At 69.1% G+C, this 17,803-nt stretch carries 13 protein-coding genes and 1 pseudogene; 9 read left to right on the top strand and 5 right to left on the bottom strand.

The genetic code is table 11. From position 1 onward, the window contains the following. Positions 1-109 precede the first annotated feature (109 nt). The 3 genes from QFZ21_RS06260 (at position 110) to ligD (ending at position 4,900) form a co-directional block, all read left to right on the top strand. Positions 110-2,584 carry an ATP-dependent helicase gene (locus tag QFZ21_RS06260; RefSeq protein ID WP_307375557.1) on the top strand — a complete coding sequence of 825 codons (2,475 nt, stop codon included), beginning with the start codon at positions 110-112 and terminating at the stop codon, positions 2,582-2,584. 74 nt (positions 2,585-2,658) lie between these two features. Then, positions 2,659-3,789 (top strand): SseB family protein, encoded by a 1,131-nt coding sequence (locus QFZ21_RS06255; protein WP_307375554.1) that lies wholly within the window; start codon positions 2,659-2,661, stop codon positions 3,787-3,789. Positions 3,790-3,829: 40 nt separating this feature from the next. Further along, entirely contained in the window at positions 3,830-4,900 is a 1,071-nt protein-coding gene (gene ligD, locus QFZ21_RS06250; protein ID WP_307375552.1) for a non-homologous end-joining DNA ligase, read from the top strand. A gap of 6 nt (positions 4,901-4,906) precedes the next feature. On the opposite strand, the gene QFZ21_RS06245 is transcribed toward ligD, so the two are convergent. Then, positions 4,907-5,950: an ATP-dependent DNA ligase gene (locus QFZ21_RS06245; protein ID WP_307375550.1), complete on the bottom strand. Its 1,044-nt coding sequence runs from the start codon at positions 5,948-5,950 to the stop codon at positions 4,907-4,909. 46 nt (positions 5,951-5,996) lie between these two features. Then, positions 5,997-7,448, bottom strand: coding sequence for an NAD(P)/FAD-dependent oxidoreductase (locus QFZ21_RS06240; RefSeq protein WP_307375547.1), 1,452 nt, complete (start codon positions 7,446-7,448; stop codon positions 5,997-5,999). 71 nt (positions 7,449-7,519) lie between these two features. On the opposite strand from QFZ21_RS06240, the gene QFZ21_RS06235 reads away from it, so the two are divergent. Then, complete coding sequence (locus QFZ21_RS06235) at positions 7,520-8,005, top strand: hypothetical protein (protein ID WP_307375545.1); 486 nt, start codon at positions 7,520-7,522, stop codon at positions 8,003-8,005. Here the strand turns inward: QFZ21_RS06235 and QFZ21_RS06230 are convergent, their stop codons facing one another. Both QFZ21_RS06230 and QFZ21_RS06225 read right to left on the bottom strand, forming a co-directional pair. Further along, positions 8,006-9,241, bottom strand: coding sequence for an acyl-CoA dehydrogenase family protein (locus QFZ21_RS06230; protein ID WP_307375543.1), 1,236 nt, complete (start codon positions 9,239-9,241; stop codon positions 8,006-8,008). It lies immediately after the preceding gene. Between the two features lie 72 nt (positions 9,242-9,313). Continuing rightward, on the bottom strand, positions 9,314-9,976 hold the full coding sequence (locus tag QFZ21_RS06225) for a TetR/AcrR family transcriptional regulator (RefSeq protein ID WP_307375541.1): 663 nt from the start codon (positions 9,974-9,976) through the stop codon (positions 9,314-9,316). 178 nt (positions 9,977-10,154) lie between these two features. On the opposite strand from QFZ21_RS06225, the gene sucC reads away from it, so the two are divergent. Further along, positions 10,155-11,321 carry an ADP-forming succinate--CoA ligase subunit beta gene (gene sucC / locus QFZ21_RS06220; RefSeq protein ID WP_307375540.1) on the top strand — a complete coding sequence of 389 codons (1,167 nt, stop codon included), beginning with the start codon at positions 10,155-10,157 and terminating at the stop codon, positions 11,319-11,321. Between the two features lie 29 nt (positions 11,322-11,350). After that, a pseudogene (gene sucD / locus QFZ21_RS06215) lies at positions 11,351-12,254 on the top strand (succinate--CoA ligase subunit alpha). Between the two features lie 280 nt (positions 12,255-12,534). Here sucD and QFZ21_RS06210 read toward each other — a convergent pair. Next, positions 12,535-14,007, bottom strand: a complete 1,473-nt coding sequence (locus QFZ21_RS06210; RefSeq protein WP_307375537.1) for an NCS2 family permease — start codon at positions 14,005-14,007, stop codon at positions 12,535-12,537. A gap of 92 nt (positions 14,008-14,099) precedes the next feature. Here QFZ21_RS06210 and QFZ21_RS06205 point away from each other — a divergent pair, with 92 nt between their 5' ends. From QFZ21_RS06205 to purH, 3 genes are all read left to right on the top strand, one after another. Further along, on the top strand, positions 14,100-15,500 hold the full coding sequence (locus tag QFZ21_RS06205; RefSeq protein WP_307375535.1) for a DUF6350 family protein: 1,401 nt from the start codon (positions 14,100-14,102) through the stop codon (positions 15,498-15,500). Positions 15,501-15,564: 64 nt separating this feature from the next. Then, positions 15,565-16,146, top strand: coding sequence for a phosphoribosylglycinamide formyltransferase (purN, locus tag QFZ21_RS06200; RefSeq protein WP_307375532.1), 582 nt, complete (start codon positions 15,565-15,567; stop codon positions 16,144-16,146). Between the two features lie 44 nt (positions 16,147-16,190). Further along, positions 16,191-17,798, top strand: coding sequence for a bifunctional phosphoribosylaminoimidazolecarboxamide formyltransferase/IMP cyclohydrolase (gene purH, locus QFZ21_RS06195; RefSeq protein WP_307375529.1), 1,608 nt, complete (start codon positions 16,191-16,193; stop codon positions 17,796-17,798). The last annotated feature ends 5 nt before the right edge of the window (positions 17,799-17,803 follow it).

The following is a 17,803-nucleotide window of genomic DNA, read 5'->3' as shown; positions in this document are numbered from 1 at the left end:
GTTGCTGAGAGAGGGGCGCGCGGCTGCCTGCCGCGCGCCCCTCTTCTCACGCCCTCGGCTCCTGTGCCCGTGCCGCAGTGTCGGAGCCGACGCTTAGACTCATAAGGCCATGACCGAAGCCCCTCTCATCGTTCCCGGAACCGTCGGCCCCCGCTCTCCTGGGGCCGAGGGACAGGACGACCTCCTCGCCGGATTGAACCCGCAGCAGCTCGAGGCCGTCACTTATCGCGGACCCGCACTGCTCATCGTCGCGGGCGCCGGATCGGGCAAGACGAGCGTGCTCACCCGGCGCATCGCGTCGCTGCTGCGAGGCCGCGAGGCCTGGCCGAGCCAGATCCTCGCGATCACCTTCACCAACAAGGCGGCCGGCGAGATGCGCGAGCGGGTCGCCGGGCTCATCGGCGACGCGGCGCGCGGCATGTGGATCTCGACGTTCCACTCGGCATGCGTGCGCATCCTGCGCCGCGAGGCGGAGCAGTTCGGTTTCACGAAGTCGTTCACCATCTATGACTCGGGCGACACCCGTGCTCTCCTCAAGCGGTTGGTGAAAGAGCATGAGGCCGACGCGTACGGACTCACCCCGGCCTCGGTGATGGGGCGAATCTCGAAGCTGAAGAACGAGCTCTCCGACGCTGAGTCCTACGCGCGCCAGGCCAACATGAGCGACCCGGTGGAGCGCAAATTCGTCGAGCTCTTCGCCGACTACCAGCGCCAACTGCGGAAGGCCAATGCCTTCGACTTCGACGACCTGATCGGACAGACGGTCTACCTGTTCCGAGCCTTCCCGCAGGTCGCCGACACCTATCGCCGCCGGTTCCGGCACATCCTGGTCGATGAGTACCAGGACACCAACCACGCCCAGTATGCACTGATCCATGAGCTCACTCGGCCCGTGTCGGGCCAGGGTGCCGACCCGTATGCCTCGAACGGCATGATGATCTTCGAGCCGGAGCCCTCGACGGCGGGTGCCGATGAAGGTGGCGCCTCGCTCACGGTCGTCGGTGACTCCGACCAGTCGATCTATGCCTTCCGCGGGGCCGACATCCGTAACATCAGCGAGTTCGAGCGCGACTTCCCCGGCGCGCGCGTGGTGCTGCTCGAGCAGAACTACCGCTCCACCCAGAACATCCTGTCTGCGGCGAACGCCGTGATCGGCAACAACTTCGATCGCAAGGACAAGAAACTCTGGAGCGACAAGGGCGACGGCGACGCCATCATCGGCTTCACCGGCTACTCGCAGCACGACGAGGCCCAGTTCGTGGCCGACGAGATCGACGCGCTGCGCCGTGCGGGCATGCCGTACTCCGAGATGGCCGTCTTCTACCGCACGAACTCGCAGTCCCGTGCGCTCGAGGAGATCTTCATCCGGTCCGCCGTGCCGTACAAGATCATGGGCGGCACGAAGTTCTACGAGCGCGCCGAGATCAAGGACGCCCTCGCGTATCTCGTGGCCGTCGCCAATCCGGCTGACGAGATGTCGGTGCGGCGCATCCTGAACAAGCCGCGCCGCGGCATCGGCGATGTCACCGAGACTGCGATCGCACGGTTCGCGGAAGAGCACGACATCACCTTCCGAGATGCCCTCGCGAACTCCTCGCAGCTCGGGTTCGGACCGAAGATCCAGGCGGCGATCGCACACCTCGACACCGTCCTCGCCGAGGCCACGGCGATCATGCTCCCGGCATCCGGAGAGCTTCCTGCACCCACCACCGTCGCCGACGGGTTGAGTCTGCTGCTCTCCAAGAGCGGCTACCTCGACGCGCTCCGCGCCAGCCGCGATCCGCAGGACGAGGCGCGCGTCGAGAACCTCGACGAGTTCGTCGCCGTCGCCCGCGACTTCGCACGCAACAACCCGGAGGGCACGATCGTCGACTTCCTCACCGAGGTCGCCCTCGTGTCGGATGCCGACGACCTCGACGACGAGTCCGGAACCGTCTCGCTGATGACGATGCATACCGCCAAGGGCCTCGAATACGACGCGGTGTTCGTGACCGGCGTCGAGGAAGACCTCATCCCGCACCGCATCTCGGCGGGGGAGCCGGGTGGCCCGCAGGAGGAGCGGCGACTGTTCTACGTCGGGATCACCCGCGCCCGCAAGCGTCTGCACCTCTCTCTGGCGATGACCCGGGCCCAGTTCGGCGAGGTCACGGTCGCCATGCCCAGTCGGTTCCTGCAGGAGATCCCGGCCGGACTGATCGACTGGCGGCAGTCGCCCGGAGACGTGAACTCCCGAGGCGGCATGCAGTCGCGCGCGCTGAACGCGCGTCGTGGCGGCGGGTACGGCGGCTCGGGATCGGGCTCGGGGTCGAATGACCGGTTCGGCGTCAAGGCGCTGCCGGGCAGGGACTCGCTCAAGCCCCTGTCGACGGCGATGGACAAGTTCCCCAATCGCGTCACGGCCAAGATGCGCGACAACGGCGATCTCGAGCTGACCGCGGGCGACCGCATCCGGCACTCCGACTTCGGCGAGGGCCGTGTAGATGCCGTGACCGGCGAGGGTGCGAAGCGCATCGCCCACGTGCGGTTCGACAGTGCGGGGCAGAAGAAGCTCCTCATCAAGGTCGCACCGATCGAGAAGATCTAGTCCGGCTTCGGCCCCGCGCATCCTGGCACGGGGTCCGCGCGTCGTGCCCGCCCGACCGGGTTAGGCTGGCTGATATGGCCCTCTTCTCCCGCCGCAAGAAGTCCAGCGACGATGCCGTCGCCCCGGCAGCAGACGCCCCCGAGTCCGAGTCGAGCACTCCGACGGAAACCGATGCGAGCGCGACGGCCGACCAGCCGGACACCGCCGCTCCCTCCATCGGCATCTCGGTGCAGGCGTTCCGAGGCGTGGGCGCCGATGCCGGACCCGAGGTCGCCCTCCCGGACCCCGAGGCCGCACCGGCAGCTCCCGCCCCGCGCCCCGCAGAGCAGCAGCGCACGAGCCCGCAGCTCGCGACGCCCGTCGACCGGCGGCTTCCCCTCGCTCCGCTCCTTCCTCCTGAGCAGACCGAGACCGTCACCGGCATGAAGGACAACGTCCTGCTGCGCGAGGCCCTCAAAGAGGTCGAGGCCGGTGCGACGAACGAGCAGCTGCTCGGCGTGATGCGGCAGGCGCTTCAGGGGCACCTGTACATCCGCGTGGTCGGCGACGCCCGCGCGCAGATCGCCGAGGGCAAGCCGCTGGCGGTCGCGGTGGTCCGTGACGGCGAGCGGCAGTTCATGCTCGCGTTCAGCTCGGCGGGTGCCGTGCGCGATTCGGTGAAGCTGGATGACGACCCGACCGCGACCTCGGCGGTCGCGCAACCGGTCACGTCTGTTCTGCAGCAGGTCGTCACAGGAGACTTCGCCGGTCTGATCATCGACAACGCCTCCGCACCGAATCGTGTCGTGTTCCCCACCGAGCTGCTGCAGAAGACGCTCGACCAGGCCGATCTCGAGATGACGGTCAAGAGCATCCTCGCCGCACCGCGCGAGCAGGATTCGACCGTGAAGGTCGGCGAGGCGCTCGCGAACAAACGCATGTGGGTCGCCGTGAACGACGGCAACGGCAACGGGCAGGTCGGTATCGCCGAGGCCCAGACGACGGACGGCAGGCGGTTCCTGCAGCTCTTCTCGCACCCGCTCGAGGTGCTCGCGCTCGGGCGCGGCGATCGCCCGCTTCCTTTCGAGCCGGAGCAACTGGCGAAGGTGATCTCCACCCACCCGGAGATGGCCGGCGTGATCGTCGACTCCGCCGGGCCGTCGATCGTGGTCGAGCGGGACGCGCTCGCACCGGTGCTGGTGCTGGCCGTCGATCTCAGCGACTGAGAGGCTTCCGCGCCGCAGGCGTGCGCTCTAGGGTCGGAGCATGGCCTCCGAACGCGTGACCCTGACCGTCGCCGATTCCGATGGAGAGCGCGAGGTCGCTCTCTCCAGCCCGAACCGGGTGGTGTGGCCGGACCTCGGCATCACCAAGGCAGAGCTGGCAGAGTATGTGCAGCTCGTCTCCACCCCGTTCCTGTCCGCGAACGGCAACAGGGCGGTGTCGCTCGAGCGCTTCCGCGACGGCATCGAGGCGGCGGGAGAGCCGCGCAAGGAGGGGTTCTTCTCGAAGAACCCGCCCAAGGGCACTCCCGACTTCGTCGACGCCGAGATGATGACCTACAACAGTGGTCGCCAGCATCCGCAGATCGTGCTCAACCGCACGAGCGCCATCGTCTGGGCCGTGCAGATGAACACGATCGTGTTCCACCCCTGGGCGTCGCTGGCCACGGATCCCGACAACCCGGTCGAGTTGCGCATCGACCTCGATCCACAGCCGGGCACGGACTTCGCGGATGCAGTGACGGCCGCTCATGCGCTGCGCGAGGTGCTGAAGGAGGCAGGGCTGGAGGCCTTCGCGAAGACCAGCGGCAACCGCGGCCTGCACATCTTCGCGCCGATCGAGCCGACGCACGAGTTCCTCGATGTGCGGCACGCCGTGATCGCGGCGGGCCGCGAGCTGGAGCGACGGATGCCGGAGCAGGTGACCACGAACTGGTGGAAGGAGGAGCGAGGGGAGCGGATCTTCGTCGACTTCAACCAGGCCAACCGTGACCGGACCATGGCCGGTGCGTACAGTCCGCGGGCACTGCCCGGGGCGACGGTGTCGACGCCCGTGCAGTGGGAGGAGCTGGACGACCTCGACCCGACGATGTTCACCGTGCGCAGCATCCCGCAGCGCCTCGCCGAGGCCGGCGATCCGTGGGCGGACATGCAGAAGTCGCCCGGTCGCATCGACACACTGCTCGAGTGGTGGGAGCGCGACAAGGAGAACGGCCTGGGGGAGCTGCCGTTCCCGCCCGAGTTCCCGAAGATGCCGGGGGAGCCGCCGCGCGTTCAGCCGAGCAAGAAGGTCGCCGAGAACTGGGATGCCGACGGCAACGCCGTCGACGACTGAGGCCCCTTACGCCAAGACGTCGGCGAGGTCGTAGCCGGCGACGGTGTCGAGCTGGTCGTACGTGCACGAGCGGGCGTCGCGGTCGGGACGCCATCGATCGAACTGCACGGTGTGTCGGAACCGATCGCCCTCGAGCTGGTCGTACCGGACCTCGAGCACGCGCTCGGGCCGCAGCCGCACGAACGAGGTGTCCTTCGATCCGGCGAATCGCGACCGCTCGCTCTCGCCGGTCACGGCGCCACCGCTCTCGTCGCGCTCCACGAGCGGTGCGAGTTCCTCGACGAGTCGCTGGCGCATCACGTCACTCCACGCCGCGACCCCGCCGACCTGGCGCAGAGTCCCGTCGTCGTCGTAGAGCCCCACGAGCAACGAGCCCACCCCGGAACCGGACTTGTGGATGCGGTAGCCGAGCGCGACGACGTCGGCGGTGCGGGCATGCTTGATCTTGAACAGGGTGCGCTTGCCGGGCGCGTACGGCTGGTCGAGCGGCTTCGCGACCACGCCGTCGAGACCCGCGCCCTCGAACTCCGCGAGCCACCGGACCGCCGCATCGCGATCCCTGGTGGTGCGGGTGATGTGCAAGGGGTGTTCGACACCCTCCATCACCGACTCGAGCCGGGCGCGCCGGGTCTCGAACGACTCCGAGAGCAGGTCGTCGTCGCCGTCGGCGAGCAGGTCGAACGCGATGAACATGGCCGGTGTCTCCGCCGCGAGCTTGGCGACGCGTGAAGCCGCCGGGTGGATGCGCTGGCTGAGTGCCTCCCAGTCGAGGCGCTGCGCGCCTTCGGGCCCGGTCGCGACCACGATCTCGCCGTCGAGGAGGCACGGGCCCGGCAGCAGCTCGGGAATCGCCTCGACCAACTCGGGGAAGTAGCGGGTGAGCGGCTTCGCGCCGCGGGAACCGATCTCGACCGTCTCGCCGTCCCACGCGATGAGTCCGCGGAAGCCGTCCCACTTCGGCTCGAACAGCAGCCCGCCGGACGTCTTCGCCGGGTCGGGCACCGACGGCGTGGCCTTCGCGAGCATCGGGGCGGGGATGTCGTAGCGCATGCTCCCATCCTGGCCGCGGGCGACCCGTCGCGGAAGGGGCGCCGGGTCAGCCGAACAGGTCGTCGAGCTCGGCGGGTCGACCCGCATCGCGCAGAGCCGTGCGGGCCGCGTGCCATCCCGCCATGCCGTTGACCGCGGGCCCGGGCGGGGTCGAGGCCGAGGCGAGATAGACCCCGCGCATCGGCGTGCGCCAGGGCGACGGCGAAAGGACAGGACGACGGAGCGCCTGACGGATGTCGAACACGCCGCCGGAGATGTCGCCGCCGATCTCGGCCGGGTTGATCGCCTCTCGCGACGACGCGGGGACGGCGTGGTGGGCGAGGATGCGGTCGCGGAAGCCGGGCGCGAAGCGATCCACCTGTGCGGTGATGAGCTCGGTCGGGTCGAGCTCCGATCCGTTCGGTACGTGGATGTACGCCCACAGCACCGCCTTGCCCTCGGGCGCACGCGTCGCGTCGAGCACCGACGGCTGCACCGCCAGCACGTAGGGTCGATCGCTCACCCGTCCGGCCGCGACGGCGTTCTCGCTCGCCCAGATCTCGGCCCTGGTGCCGCCGAGGTGCACGGTCGGTGCCTTCGCCACCTCAGGGTTCGCCCAGGGGATCGGTCCGTCGAGTGCGAAGTCCACCTTCGCCGCCCCCGGGCCGTATCGGTACGCCCTGATACTCCGGGCATATCCCGACGGCACGTCCGGGTGGGTCAGCGCGAGCCGCGGCGAGGTGTTGAGCACGAGGATGTCGCCGCGCGCAGCATCGCCCCAGTCCAGCTCGTCGAGATCCGTCGCCCGAACGCCGGTCTCGATGCTCCCGCCGTGGGCCTCGAGGTCGGCGATCATCGTGTCGGCGATCCGCTGAGACCCGCCGCGCGGATACGGCCAGCCGCCCGCGTGAGCCAGCGAGGCGAGCAGCAGTCCTGCGGCGGCGCCCGCGAGCGTCGGCTGCGGCGAGTTGGCGTGCGCGACGACACCCGACATCAACGCCGCGGCCTCGTCGGTGAGGAAGGCCTGGGCGGCGAGCGGAGTGCCCTGGTCCAGCATCCGGATCGCATAGCGGACCGCGGTGATCGGGTCCCGGGGGATGCGCAGCAGCTGGTTGCCGGTGAAGTCGGCGAGCCCGTCCATGTGCGAGCTCAACGGGCGCACCCGCGACAACCACGCCCGCTCGTCCACGCCGAGGGCTGCGGCGGTGCGTTCGATGTCGCGCCAGGCGATCGCCGCGCGGCCGCCGTCGAGCGGATGCGCGTAGGAGATCTCCGGGTGGATCCATTCGATGCGCTCGGCGAGCCCGAAGGCCCGGAGGAACGGCGAGGCGAAGGCCGCAGGGTGGACGGCCGAGCAGACGTCGTGGCGGAAGCCCGGCAGGGTCGACTCGTGCGTGCGCACCCCGCCACCGGCCGTCTCCGCCGCCTCGAGCACCCGCACCTCATAGCCGCCGCGCGCGAGCGCGACAGCGGCAGCGAGTCCGTTGGGACCGGAACCGATGACCGTCGCCCGTGCCATGACGCCAGTCTTGCACGCGCGCGGGACAGAAGCGGTCGAAGGTGCGCTCCAGACGTGCGATCCTGGAGAGGATGAAAGAAGTTCAGGGGCCGACGCCCGCAGGCACCTCCCGTCCATACCGTTCGCTCAACGAAGCGCTGCGCGCGCACCGCATCGACGTCTCCAACTACGCGTTCATCACGGCGCTCGTAGACGCGATCGGCATCAGCTCCTACATCGACCGCGGTCGCTACATCGAGGCGATCCGCCGCGGCGAAGGCGCGCCCCTGCACATCGGTCGTACCTACACGAACGGCTTCACCGAGGACGAGCGTCTCGTCATCGGCGCGACGCCGTTGCGTCTGCAGCCGAGCGAGGGTCGGGCGCCGTACTTCTACGTCAACCACCCGACCGAGTTCATGCCGATCGCCCAGCCCAAGCCGAAGCGCACGACCACGCCTCGTGTCTCCGCACCTCGCGGCGAGCGTCCTCCGACGCCCGTGACGGAGCGCGACTACGGCACCTGCGACGTGTGCTTCATGGTGAAGACGCCCGCCGGCGCCTGCGGCTGCAGCTGATCAGGCGAACGCGCTCATCCCGGTGATGTCGCGGCCCAGCAGCAGCGCCTGCACGCTCTCGGTGCCCTCGTAGGTGTGTATCGCCTCGATGTCGGCCATGTGCTGCATGACGCCGTTCTCGAGCAGGATGCCGTTGCCGCCGAGCAGATCGCGGGCGATCGACGCGACCCGGCGTGCGGCGCGGGTGTTGTGGAATTTCGCCAGTGACGCCTGGGTCGGACGCAGCTCACCCGCCGTCTCGAGGTCGGCCATCCGGCGGCAGTAGAGCTGCATCGCGGTGAGGTCTTCGAGCATGTGGGTCAGGCGTTCCTGCACCATCTGGAACTTCGCCAGCGGCTTCCCGAACTGGATGCGCGCCTTCGCGTAGGCGAGGGAGGCCTCGTAGCAGGCGGTCGCGTGTCCGAGGGCCGACCAGGCGACGCCCGAGCGGGTCGCGTAGAGCACGGTCGAGGCGTCGCGGAAGCTCTTCGCCCCGGGAAGAACGGCATCGAGGGGCACACGCACGCCGTCGAGCCGGATGTGCGCCTGGTGGATGGCGCGCAGCGAGGCCTTCCCGGTGATGACCGAGCCGGTGTACCCGGGGGTGTCCTGCTCGACGAGGAAGCACCGCACGGCGCCGTGCTCGTCGGCCGACTCGTCATCCACGCGGGCCCACACGAACGTGATCCCGCCCGAGGCGCCGTTGCCGATCCACTTCTTCGCACCGCGGATGATCCAACTGTCTCCATCGCGACGGGCGACGGTCTCGAGCGAGACCGAGTCCGAGCCGTGGTCGGGCTCGGTGAGCGCGAAGGAGCCGAGGACGGAGCCGTCGGCAAGGGCGGTGAGCCACTTCTCCTGTTGGGCGGGTGAGCCGAAGAGCGCCAGCGTGCGCAGCGCGAGTCCGCCCTGCACGGCGAGGATCGTGCCGAGGGAGCCGTCGCCTCGGGAGATCTCCATGTTCACGAGTCCGGCGGCCAGAGGGGAGAGGTGCGTGAGTGCGGGGTGCTCGATGCCGTCGACGACCAGGTCCATCTCACCCATGCGTCTTGCGGCCTCGAGCGGGTACTCGGCCCGGTCCCAGGCATCCGCCATCTGCGGGCCGACCTCTTCGATGTAGGCCTTCGCGCGGTCCCACGCTTCGCGGTCGGCCGCGGGGATGTCGGTGAAGACGGCGTAGTAGTCGCTGTCCTGACGGCCGGTGATGTCGTAAGACGAGACGCGCTCGCCGGGGAAGGGGGAGGCTTCGGTGCTCATGGGGACTCCTTCGTGGCACCAAGTATCGTACTCCTCGATACTCGGTCTCACGACCCGGAGTGCCCGCAGGCGCTAGTCGAGCTTCGAACGCAGGCGGCGGGTGACCTCGGCGATCGGCATCGAGCGCGGGAAGACCGCTACGACGACGTCGTCGGGAGCGCCGGCGGCAGCATCCTCGCCCACGCCGTAGCGCCGCCGGACGTCGGCCAGCGCCGTCTGCAGCGTCGACAGCGGCACCTTCTTCTTGCCGCGCAGCAGCTGGCGCAGGACATGGTTGTGGACCGCGGTCACGAGCGCCGCGAACCCGACGGCGTCGAGCGGATCGACCCCGAGCAGCGCCCCGCGCAGGTAGTCGTCGAACAGTCGCTCGTAGCGGAACACCGTGATGATCTCGCGCTCGCGCAGCACCGGCACCTGGCGCACGACCTGATAGCGGCGACGGGCGAGGTCGGGGTCGTTCGCGAAGTGGGCGAAGACCGATTCGGATGCCGCGCACACGGCGCCCCAGGGGTCTTCGTGCCCTTCGGCGAGGAACTCCTTCAGTCGCTCGAGCAGCACCTCGTGGTCGGCGAAGACCACGTCCTCTTTGCCGCCGAACTGGCGGAAGAAGGTCGATCGCGAGACGCCGGCGGCCTTGGCGATCTGCTCCACGGAGGTCTGCTCGAACCCCTGGGCCTGGAAGAGCTCGAGGGCTGCGGCGACGACGGCGGCGCGCGGTTCGGGGAAGTCTCGCATAGCGAAAGCCTAGGACGTCGCCGCGATTGCGCAATCGGTCGTGAAATCGGCGGGAACGATCCGATATGCCGCAGGCCTCCGCGCGGGGTCCGCCCAGGCCGAGGTAGTAGGCTGGGGGACTGGTCGATGTCTCGACATCGAGAGAATTACCAGACAGCAGCCCAGTGAAGGAACCACAGTGGATCTGTACGAGTACCAGGCACGAGACGTTTTCGAGAAGTACGGAGTGCCGGTCCTCGCCGGCATCGTCGCGGACACACCGGAAGAGGTGAGGGCGGCAGCCGAGAAGATCGGCGGAGTGGTCGTCGTCAAGGCTCAGGTGAAGACCGGCGGCCGTGGAAAGGCGGGCGGCGTCAAGGTCGCCAAGACCCCCGACGAGGCGTACGAGGCGGCCAAGGCCATCCTCGGTCTCGACATCAAGGGCCACATCGTCAAGCGCGTGATGGTCGCCCAGGGCGCCCGCATCGCTGAGGAGTTCTACTTCTCGGTGCTGCTCGACCGCGCCAACCGCTCCTACCTGAGCCTCTGCTCGGTCGAGGGCGGCATGGAGATCGAGGAGCTCGCGGTGGAACGCCCCGAGGCGCTGGCGCGCGTCGAGGTCAACCCGCTCACGGGTATCGACAAGGAGAAGGCCGTCGAGATCGCTCGCGCGGCGAACTTCCCCGAAGACCTGGTCGAGAAGGTCGCCGACGTCTTCGTGAAGCTCTACGACGTCTACAAGGGTGAGGACGCGACGCTGGTCGAGGTCAACCCGCTGGTCCGCACCGAAGACGGCGACATCGTCGCCCTCGACGGCAAGGTCACGCTCGACGAGAACGCTTCCGAGATCCGTCACCCCGAGCACGAAGCGCTCGAGGACAAGGACGCGGCAGACCCGCTCGAGGCCAAGGCCAAGAAGAGCGGGCTGAACTACGTCAAGCTCGACGGCCAGGTCGGCATCATCGGCAACGGCGCGGGCCTCGTCATGTCGACGCTCGACGTCGTCGCCTACGCCGGCGAGAACCACGGCGGCGTGAAGCCGGCCAACTTCCTCGACATCGGCGGCGGCGCCTCGGCCGAGGTCATGGCCAACGGCCTCGACGTCATCCTCGGCGACCCGCAGGTCAAGAGCGTGTTCGTCAACGTCTTCGGCGGCATCACGGCGTGCGACGCCGTCGCGAACGGCATCAAGGGCGCCCTCGAGACGCTCGGTGCCACGGCATCCAAGCCGCTCGTCGTGCGTCTCGACGGCAACCGCGTCGACGAGGGTCGCGCGATCCTCGCCGAGTACGCGCACCCGCTCGTCACCCTGGCCGCCACCATGGACGAGGGCGCCGACAAGGCCGCCGAGCTCGCCAACGCCTGACCCGGCGCTGAGACACAAGGACTGAAGATATGTCGATCTACCTCAACAAGGACTCCAAGGTCATCGTCCAGGGCATCACTGGCGGCGAGGGCACCAAGCACACGGCACTCATGCTGAAGGCCGGCACCCAGGTCGTCGGCGGCGTGAACGCCCGCAAGGCCGGCACCACGGTCGCGCACACCGACAAGGACGGCAACGCCGTCGAGCTCCCCGTCTTCGCCTCGGTCGCCGAAGCGATGAAGGAGACCGGCGCCGACGTGTCGATCGCCTTCGTCCCCGGGCGCCTTCACGAAGGACGCCATGGTCGAGGCCATCGACGCCGAGATCCCGCTGCTCGTCGTCATCACCGAGGGCGTGCCCGTCGGCGACTCGGCCGAGGCGTGGGCCTACGCGCAGAGCAAGGGCAACAAGACCCGCATCATCGGGCCGAACTGCCCCGGCATCATCACCCCCGGTGAGGCGCTCGTCGGCATCACGCCGGCGAACATCACCGGCAAGGGACCGATCGGCCTCGTGTCGAAGTCGGGCACCCTGACGTACCAGATGATGTTCGAGCTCCGCGACCTCGGCTTCTCGACCGCCATCGGCATCGGCGGCGACCCGGTCATCGGCACCACGCACATCGACGCGCTCGCCGCGTTCGAGGCCGACCCCGAGACCAAGGCCATCGTGATGATCGGCGAGATCGGCGGCGACGCGGAAGAGCGCGCGGCCGACTACATCAAGGCGCACGTCACGAAGCCGGTCGTCGGCTACGTCGCGGGCTTCACCGCTCCCGAGGGCAAGACCATGGGCCACGCCGGCGCCATCGTCTCGGGCTCGGCCGGTACCGCTCAGGCGAAGAAGGAGGCCCTCGAGGCCGCCGGAGTCAAGGTCGGCAAGACGCCGTCCGAGACCGCTGACCTGATGCGTGCGCTGATCGAATCGCTCTAGTCGCGAAGCGACTCCGACCGGTTGCTGAGGGAGGAGCGCAGCGACGAGTCGAAGTATCGAAGCTCTCTGATCTGAGTTACGCTTGAACGGAAGGCCCCGGACTCCACTCTGGGGCCTTCTTTCATGCCCGGGTGCTGTCGAAGTTCTGCGGCCACGGCCGAGTTCTGCGGCCATTCGACGCGCCAGAGGCCGCAGAAGTTCGGATCGGCCGCAGGAGTTCGGGCGGAGACGACAGAAGGGGCGGATGCCGCAGCATCCGCCCCTTCGTTCATGACCGGTTCTAGATGGCGACGCCGAACAGTGCCTCGATCGGGCCTCGCGCGAAGAAGATCAGGAAGCCGGCGCCGACCACCCAGAGCAGCGGGCTGATGGTCTTCGCCTTACCGGAGAAGGCGTGGATCAGGACCCAGCTGACGAAGCCCGCGCCGATGCCGTTCGCGATCGAGTAGGTCAGCGGCATGACCGACACCGTCAGGAACACCGGCAGCAGCACCCGGAAGTCCGTGAAGTCGATGTGACGGATCTGCGCCATCATCATCGCGCCGACGATGATCAGCGCGGCCGCGGCGATCTCAGTCGGGACGATCGATGTCAGCGGCGTGAGGAACATCGCGATCAGGAACACGATGCCGGTGACGACGTTCGCGAGTCCGGTCCGCGCGCCCTCGCCGATGCCGGCACCGGACTCGATGAACACGGTGCTCGAAGACGACGAGGTCGCCCCACCGGCGATCGCGCCGAAGCCTTCGACCACGAGCGCCGACTTGATGCGCGGGAAGTCGCCGTTGTCATCGGCGAGGTTCGCCTCTTTGGCGAGGCCCGTCATGGTGCCCATGGCGTCGAAGAAGTTCGTGAAGAGCAGGGTGAAGACGATCATCACCAGGGCCACGATGCTGACCTTGCCGAAGTCGAACGAGAAGGCGCCGACCAGGCTCAGGTCGGGAACGCTGACGGGTGAGCCGTTGAGTGCGGGAACCGTGAGGCCCCATCCGCCCGGGTTGACCACGTTGCCCTCGTCGTCGAAGCCGCGGGCGCCGATGTGCCAGATCGCCTCGACGATCACGGCGAGCACGGTGCCGCCGACGAGCCCGATGAGCATGCCGCCCTTGATCTTGAGTGCGACCAGGATGCCCGTGAGCAGCAGGGTGACGACGAAGAGCAGGCTCGGGACGGTCGCCACCGATCCGTTCACGCCGAGCCCGACCGGGGGAGACGAGGCGCCGGTCGCAGTGACGAAGCCGGAGTTGACGAACCCGATGAAGGCGATGAACAGGCCGATGCCGACCGTGATCGCGATCTTCAGCTGGAACGGAACCGCGTCGAAGATGGCCTTCCGGAGCCCGGTGGCGGCGAGCAGCACGATGATGACGCCGTTGATCATCACCAGCGCCATCGCCTCGGGCCAGGTGACCTGGCCGACGACCGAGAAGGCGACGAAGGCGTTGATGCCGAGGCCGGCGGCGAACCCGAACGGCAGCCGCGTGACGAGGCCGAACACGATCGTCATGACGCCGGCGGTGAGCGCGGTTGCGGCGCCGACGGCGTTGAACGACAGCATGTCGCCGGCGACGTCGGGCTTGCCGGACAGGATGATCGGGTTCAGGATCACGATGTACGCCATCGTGACGAACGTGACCAGCCCGCCGCGGATCTCGGTGCCGACCGTGGATCCTCGCTTGCTGATCTCGAAGTAGCGATCCAGAGCACTCGTGGGCTCGGTGGGCGCGTGGGCGGGGGACGGGGCAGTTGTCATCGGGGGAACCTCCGGAGAAGACGCTATCGTGTCGCCCGCCTCGCGCGCGCCCCCAGGAGGCGAGCGGGAAGTCGTCGTAGTCTCGATTCGATATGCAACGCCTCCTCGTCGCGCTCCTCGCCGCCTTCGACGCCGCCATCGCCGCGGCCGTCGGTCTCGCGGTGCTCCTCGCACCGCTGACGCTGCTGTGGACGCTCGCCTTCGGCGTCACCGCCGATTGGGGGGCGCTCTGGCCGCTCACCGGCACCCTGTGGGAGTTCGGCCACGGTGTGCCTCTCGAGGTGACCATCCCGGATGCGCTGCTGGTCAGCCTCGGCATCCCCACGGATGCCGCGAGCTTCGCTGTCTCGGTGACCCCGCTGGCCTTCCTCCTGTTCACCCTGCTCTTCGCCGCACGCTCGGGCGCGCGCGCGGCGCGAGCGGGTGCGTGGCTGCTCGGTTCGCTCTCGGGCGTCGTCGTCTTCTCCGCCATCTCCGCCGGGGTCGCTCTGACCGCGCGGCTCGAAGCCCTGCAGACCCCGCTGCTGCCGGCGATCGTGCTCCCGCCGGCCGTGTACCTCGTCGGCGCGGTCTGCGGCGCCGTGCGCGTCGCCTGGGAGGACGGCGACGGCGGCATCCTCGACCGGCTGCATGACGTCATCGACTCCCGCGAGGAGTGGTCGCCCGTGCCCGCCGCGATCGTGCGCGGTGCCGCGTTCGCGCTCGTCGGGTCTTTCGGTGCCGCCGCCCTCGGGCTCGCTGTGATGATCGCGCTGCGCGGCGGCGAGATGATCGCGCTGTTCCAGACGGCAGGCGTCGATGCCCTGGGTCTGACGGTCATGACGCTCGGCCAGCTCGTCTATCTGCCGACACTGATCGTCTGGGCGCTGGCGTGGTTCGCGGGGCCCGGGTTCGCGGTCGGCGTCGGTACGGCGGTCTCTCCTGCCGGGACGCAGCTCGGTGTCGTCCCCGGCATCCCGATCTTCGGTCTGCTCCCGGAGAACAGCTCGATCTGGATGCTGATCGTCGTGCTGATCCCGGTGGCAGCAGGGGCCTTCGCGGGCTGGGCCGTGCGGTCCCGGCTCGTCTGGGAGGGCACTCCTCTCCGCATGGGGCAGCGCACCGTGATCGCGCTCGGCATCGCGGCGGTCACCGCGGGCGTCGCCGCGCTCGCCGCCGTGCTGGCCAGCGGATCGATCGGGCCCGGCCGGCTGGCGGAGGTCGGGCCGACCGTGCTCCTGTTCCCTCTCGTGCTCGGCGGGGAGGTCCTGCTCGGCGCCGCGATCCTGCTGCTCGCACCCCGCCATCGCGATGAGCTCGCGGAGGAGCGGACCGACCGGTGGATCGCGGAGATGGGAGCGGATCCGATCGGGATCGCTCCGGATGCCGAGCACGGGCCGGTGTCCGACGCGCGGCATGCCGGCGAACCCGATCCGCAGGGCGAGACGGCCCCGCTGGACGACCTCGCCGGGTTCTCGATCCCGAAGCGCGACCCCTCGGAACGCCTGGACTGACGGTCCGGTCGGCAGGGCCGGATGCCGGGCGAGAGCAGCTCTTCCGCCCCGGTAGACTGAGCCCGTGCTCACGGTCGCCGTTCTCATCTCGGGCACCGGCTCGAACCTTCGCGCCCTCCTCGAGGCCGCTCGACACCCCGATTTTCCCGCGCGGGTGGTCGTCGTCGGCGCCGACCGCGAAGCCGACGGTCTGGCGCACGCGGAGGAGTTCGGCATCCCCAGCTTCACGGTTCCGTGGCACGAGCACGACAGCCGCGAGGCCTGGGGCGAGGAGCTCGGTCGTCAACTGGACGTGTGGACTCCCGACCTGATCGTGCTCAGCGGTCTGATGCGCCTGCTGCCCGCGTCGCTGGTCGCCCGCTACTCTCCGCGCCTCATCAACACCCATCCGGCATTCCTACCGGAGTTCCCCGGCGCGCACGGGGTGCGCGACGCCCTGGCCGCCGGCGTCACCGAGACCGGTGCGAGCGTCATCGTGGTCGACGACGGCGTCGACAGCGGTCCGATCCTCGCGCAGGAGCGCGTTCCGGTGGTCGCGGGCGACACCGAGCACAGCCTGCACGAGCGCATCAAGCCCGTCGAACGCCGACTGCTCATCGACGTCGTTCGCGACATCGCCACCGGCGAACTCGCGCTCGCCCCCTGACCCCTCCACCCGACGCACGTCCCTCACGCACGAAGGAGCCCATCATGGCCGGCCCCCGCCACGACCCCTCGCTCTACCGCGATCGCGACACGGTTCCGATCCGTCGCGCGCTCGTCTCGGTGAGCGACAAGACCGACCTGCTCGTGCTCGCCGCGGCTCTCGCCGAGGCCGGAGTGGAGATCGTCTCGACCGGGTCCACGGCCGCGACGATCCGCGATGCCGGCTTCGAGGTGACGGATGTCGCCGCCGTCACCGGTGTGGCGGAGATGCTCGACGGGCGCGTCAAGACGCTGCACCCGAAGGTGCACGGCGGGCTCCTCGCCGACCTGCGCCTCGCCGACCACGAACGCCAGCTGCAGGAGCTCGACATCGCCCCGTTCGAGCTGGTGGTGGTGAACCTCTACCCGTTCGTCGAGACGGTGGCCTCCGGCGCCGTCGGCGACGACGTCGTCGAGCAGATCGACATCGGCGGCCCGGCGATGGTGCGTGCCGCGGCGAAGAACCACGCCAACGTGGCGATCGTCGTCTCCCCGCAGTCCTACCCGGCCGTCATCTCAGCCATCGGCGAGGGCGGCACCTCCCTCTCGCAGCGCCGTGAGCTGGCCGCGCGGGCCTTCGCCCACACCGCGGCCTACGATACGGCCGTCGCGCAGTGGTTCGCCGAGGGCACGCTCAGCGAGCTCGGCGACCTGCCCGTGCACCTGACGATCCAGGCCGAGCGCCTCGCGACGCTCCGCTACGGTGAGAACTCGCACCAGCGCGCCGCGATCTACACCCGCGCCGGCGGCCACGGCATCGCCCAGGCTACGCAGCTGCAGGGCAAGGAGATGTCGTACAACAACTACGTCGACGCGGATGCCGCGCTCCGCGCCGCCTACGACATGGTCAAGCCGGCTGTCGCGATCATCAAGCATGCCAACCCGTGCGGCATCGCGACGACGGCCCCGAACGCACTCGACCCGATCGCGAGCGCGCACCTGCGCGCCCACGAGTGCGATCCGGTCTCGGCGTACGGCGGCGTGATCGCCGCGAACGGCACCGTGACCCTGAAGATGGCCGAGAACCTCAAGGACATCTTCACCGAGGTCATCGTGGCTCCGTCGTTCGAGCCGGCCGCCCTCGAGGTGTTCAAGGCGAAGAAGAACATGCGTCTGCTGCAGCTTCCGCAGGACTGGCAGCAGGAGCGCATGGACGTGCGCCTGGTCTCGGGCGGGCTGCTGCTGCAGGACGCCGACCGCTTCCCGGACGACATCGGCTCGGTCGCGAAGAACTGGGAACTCGTCTCGGGCGAACGCCCCAGCGACGCCGAGATGGAGAACCTCATCTTCGCGTGGAAGGCCTGCCGCGCGGTGAAGTCCAACGCGATCGTGCTCGCCAAGGACAACGCGACGGTCGGTGTGGGCATGGGACAGGTCAACCGCGTCGACTCCTGCCGCCTGGCCGTCGAGCGTGCTGGAGACCGGGCAGCCGGGTCGGTCGCGGCATCCGATGCATTCTTCCCCTTCGCCGACGGTGCGCAGGTGCTGATCGACGCGGGTGTGACCGCGATCGTGCAGCCCGGCGGTTCGGTGCGCGACGGTGAGGTCGTGGATGCCGCCCTCAAGGCCGGCGTGACGATGTTCTTCACCGGGGAACGGCACTTCTTCCACTGAGTCGG

Origin of the sequence: Microbacterium sp. W4I20, assembly GCF_030816505.1 — a bacterium.
GTDB lineage: Bacteria > Actinomycetota > Actinomycetes > Actinomycetales > Microbacteriaceae > Microbacterium.
Note: the sequence above shows the minus strand (reverse complement) of the source record. Positions and strands in the feature narration are given on the sequence as shown.

Excerpts from the sequence above, each read along its gene's own strand:
- QFZ21_RS06210 (WP_307375537.1), bottom strand. The coding sequence starts at position 14,007 with ATGACAACTGCCCCGTCCCCCGCCCACGCGCCCACCGAGCCCACGAGT.
- ligD (WP_307375552.1), top strand. The coding sequence starts at position 3,830 with ATGGCCTCCGAACGCGTGACCCTGACCGTCGCCGATTCCGATGGAGAG.
- QFZ21_RS06240 (WP_307375547.1), bottom strand. The coding sequence starts at position 7,448 with ATGGCACGGGCGACGGTCATCGGTTCCGGTCCCAACGGACTCGCTGCC.
- QFZ21_RS06260 (WP_307375557.1), top strand. The coding sequence starts at position 110 with ATGACCGAAGCCCCTCTCATCGTTCCCGGAACCGTCGGCCCCCGCTCT.
- purH (WP_307375529.1), top strand. The coding sequence starts at position 16,191 with ATGGCCGGCCCCCGCCACGACCCCTCGCTCTACCGCGATCGCGACACG.
- QFZ21_RS06255 (WP_307375554.1), top strand. The coding sequence starts at position 2,659 with ATGGCCCTCTTCTCCCGCCGCAAGAAGTCCAGCGACGATGCCGTCGCC.
- QFZ21_RS06230 (WP_307375543.1), bottom strand. The coding sequence starts at position 9,241 with ATGAGCACCGAAGCCTCCCCCTTCCCCGGCGAGCGCGTCTCGTCTTAC.
- QFZ21_RS06225 (WP_307375541.1), bottom strand. The coding sequence starts at position 9,976 with ATGCGAGACTTCCCCGAACCGCGCGCCGCCGTCGTCGCCGCAGCCCTC.
- QFZ21_RS06205 (WP_307375535.1), top strand. The coding sequence starts at position 14,100 with ATGCAACGCCTCCTCGTCGCGCTCCTCGCCGCCTTCGACGCCGCCATC.
- QFZ21_RS06235 (WP_307375545.1), top strand. The coding sequence starts at position 7,520 with ATGAAAGAAGTTCAGGGGCCGACGCCCGCAGGCACCTCCCGTCCATAC.
- QFZ21_RS06245 (WP_307375550.1), bottom strand. The coding sequence starts at position 5,950 with ATGCGCTACGACATCCCCGCCCCGATGCTCGCGAAGGCCACGCCGTCG.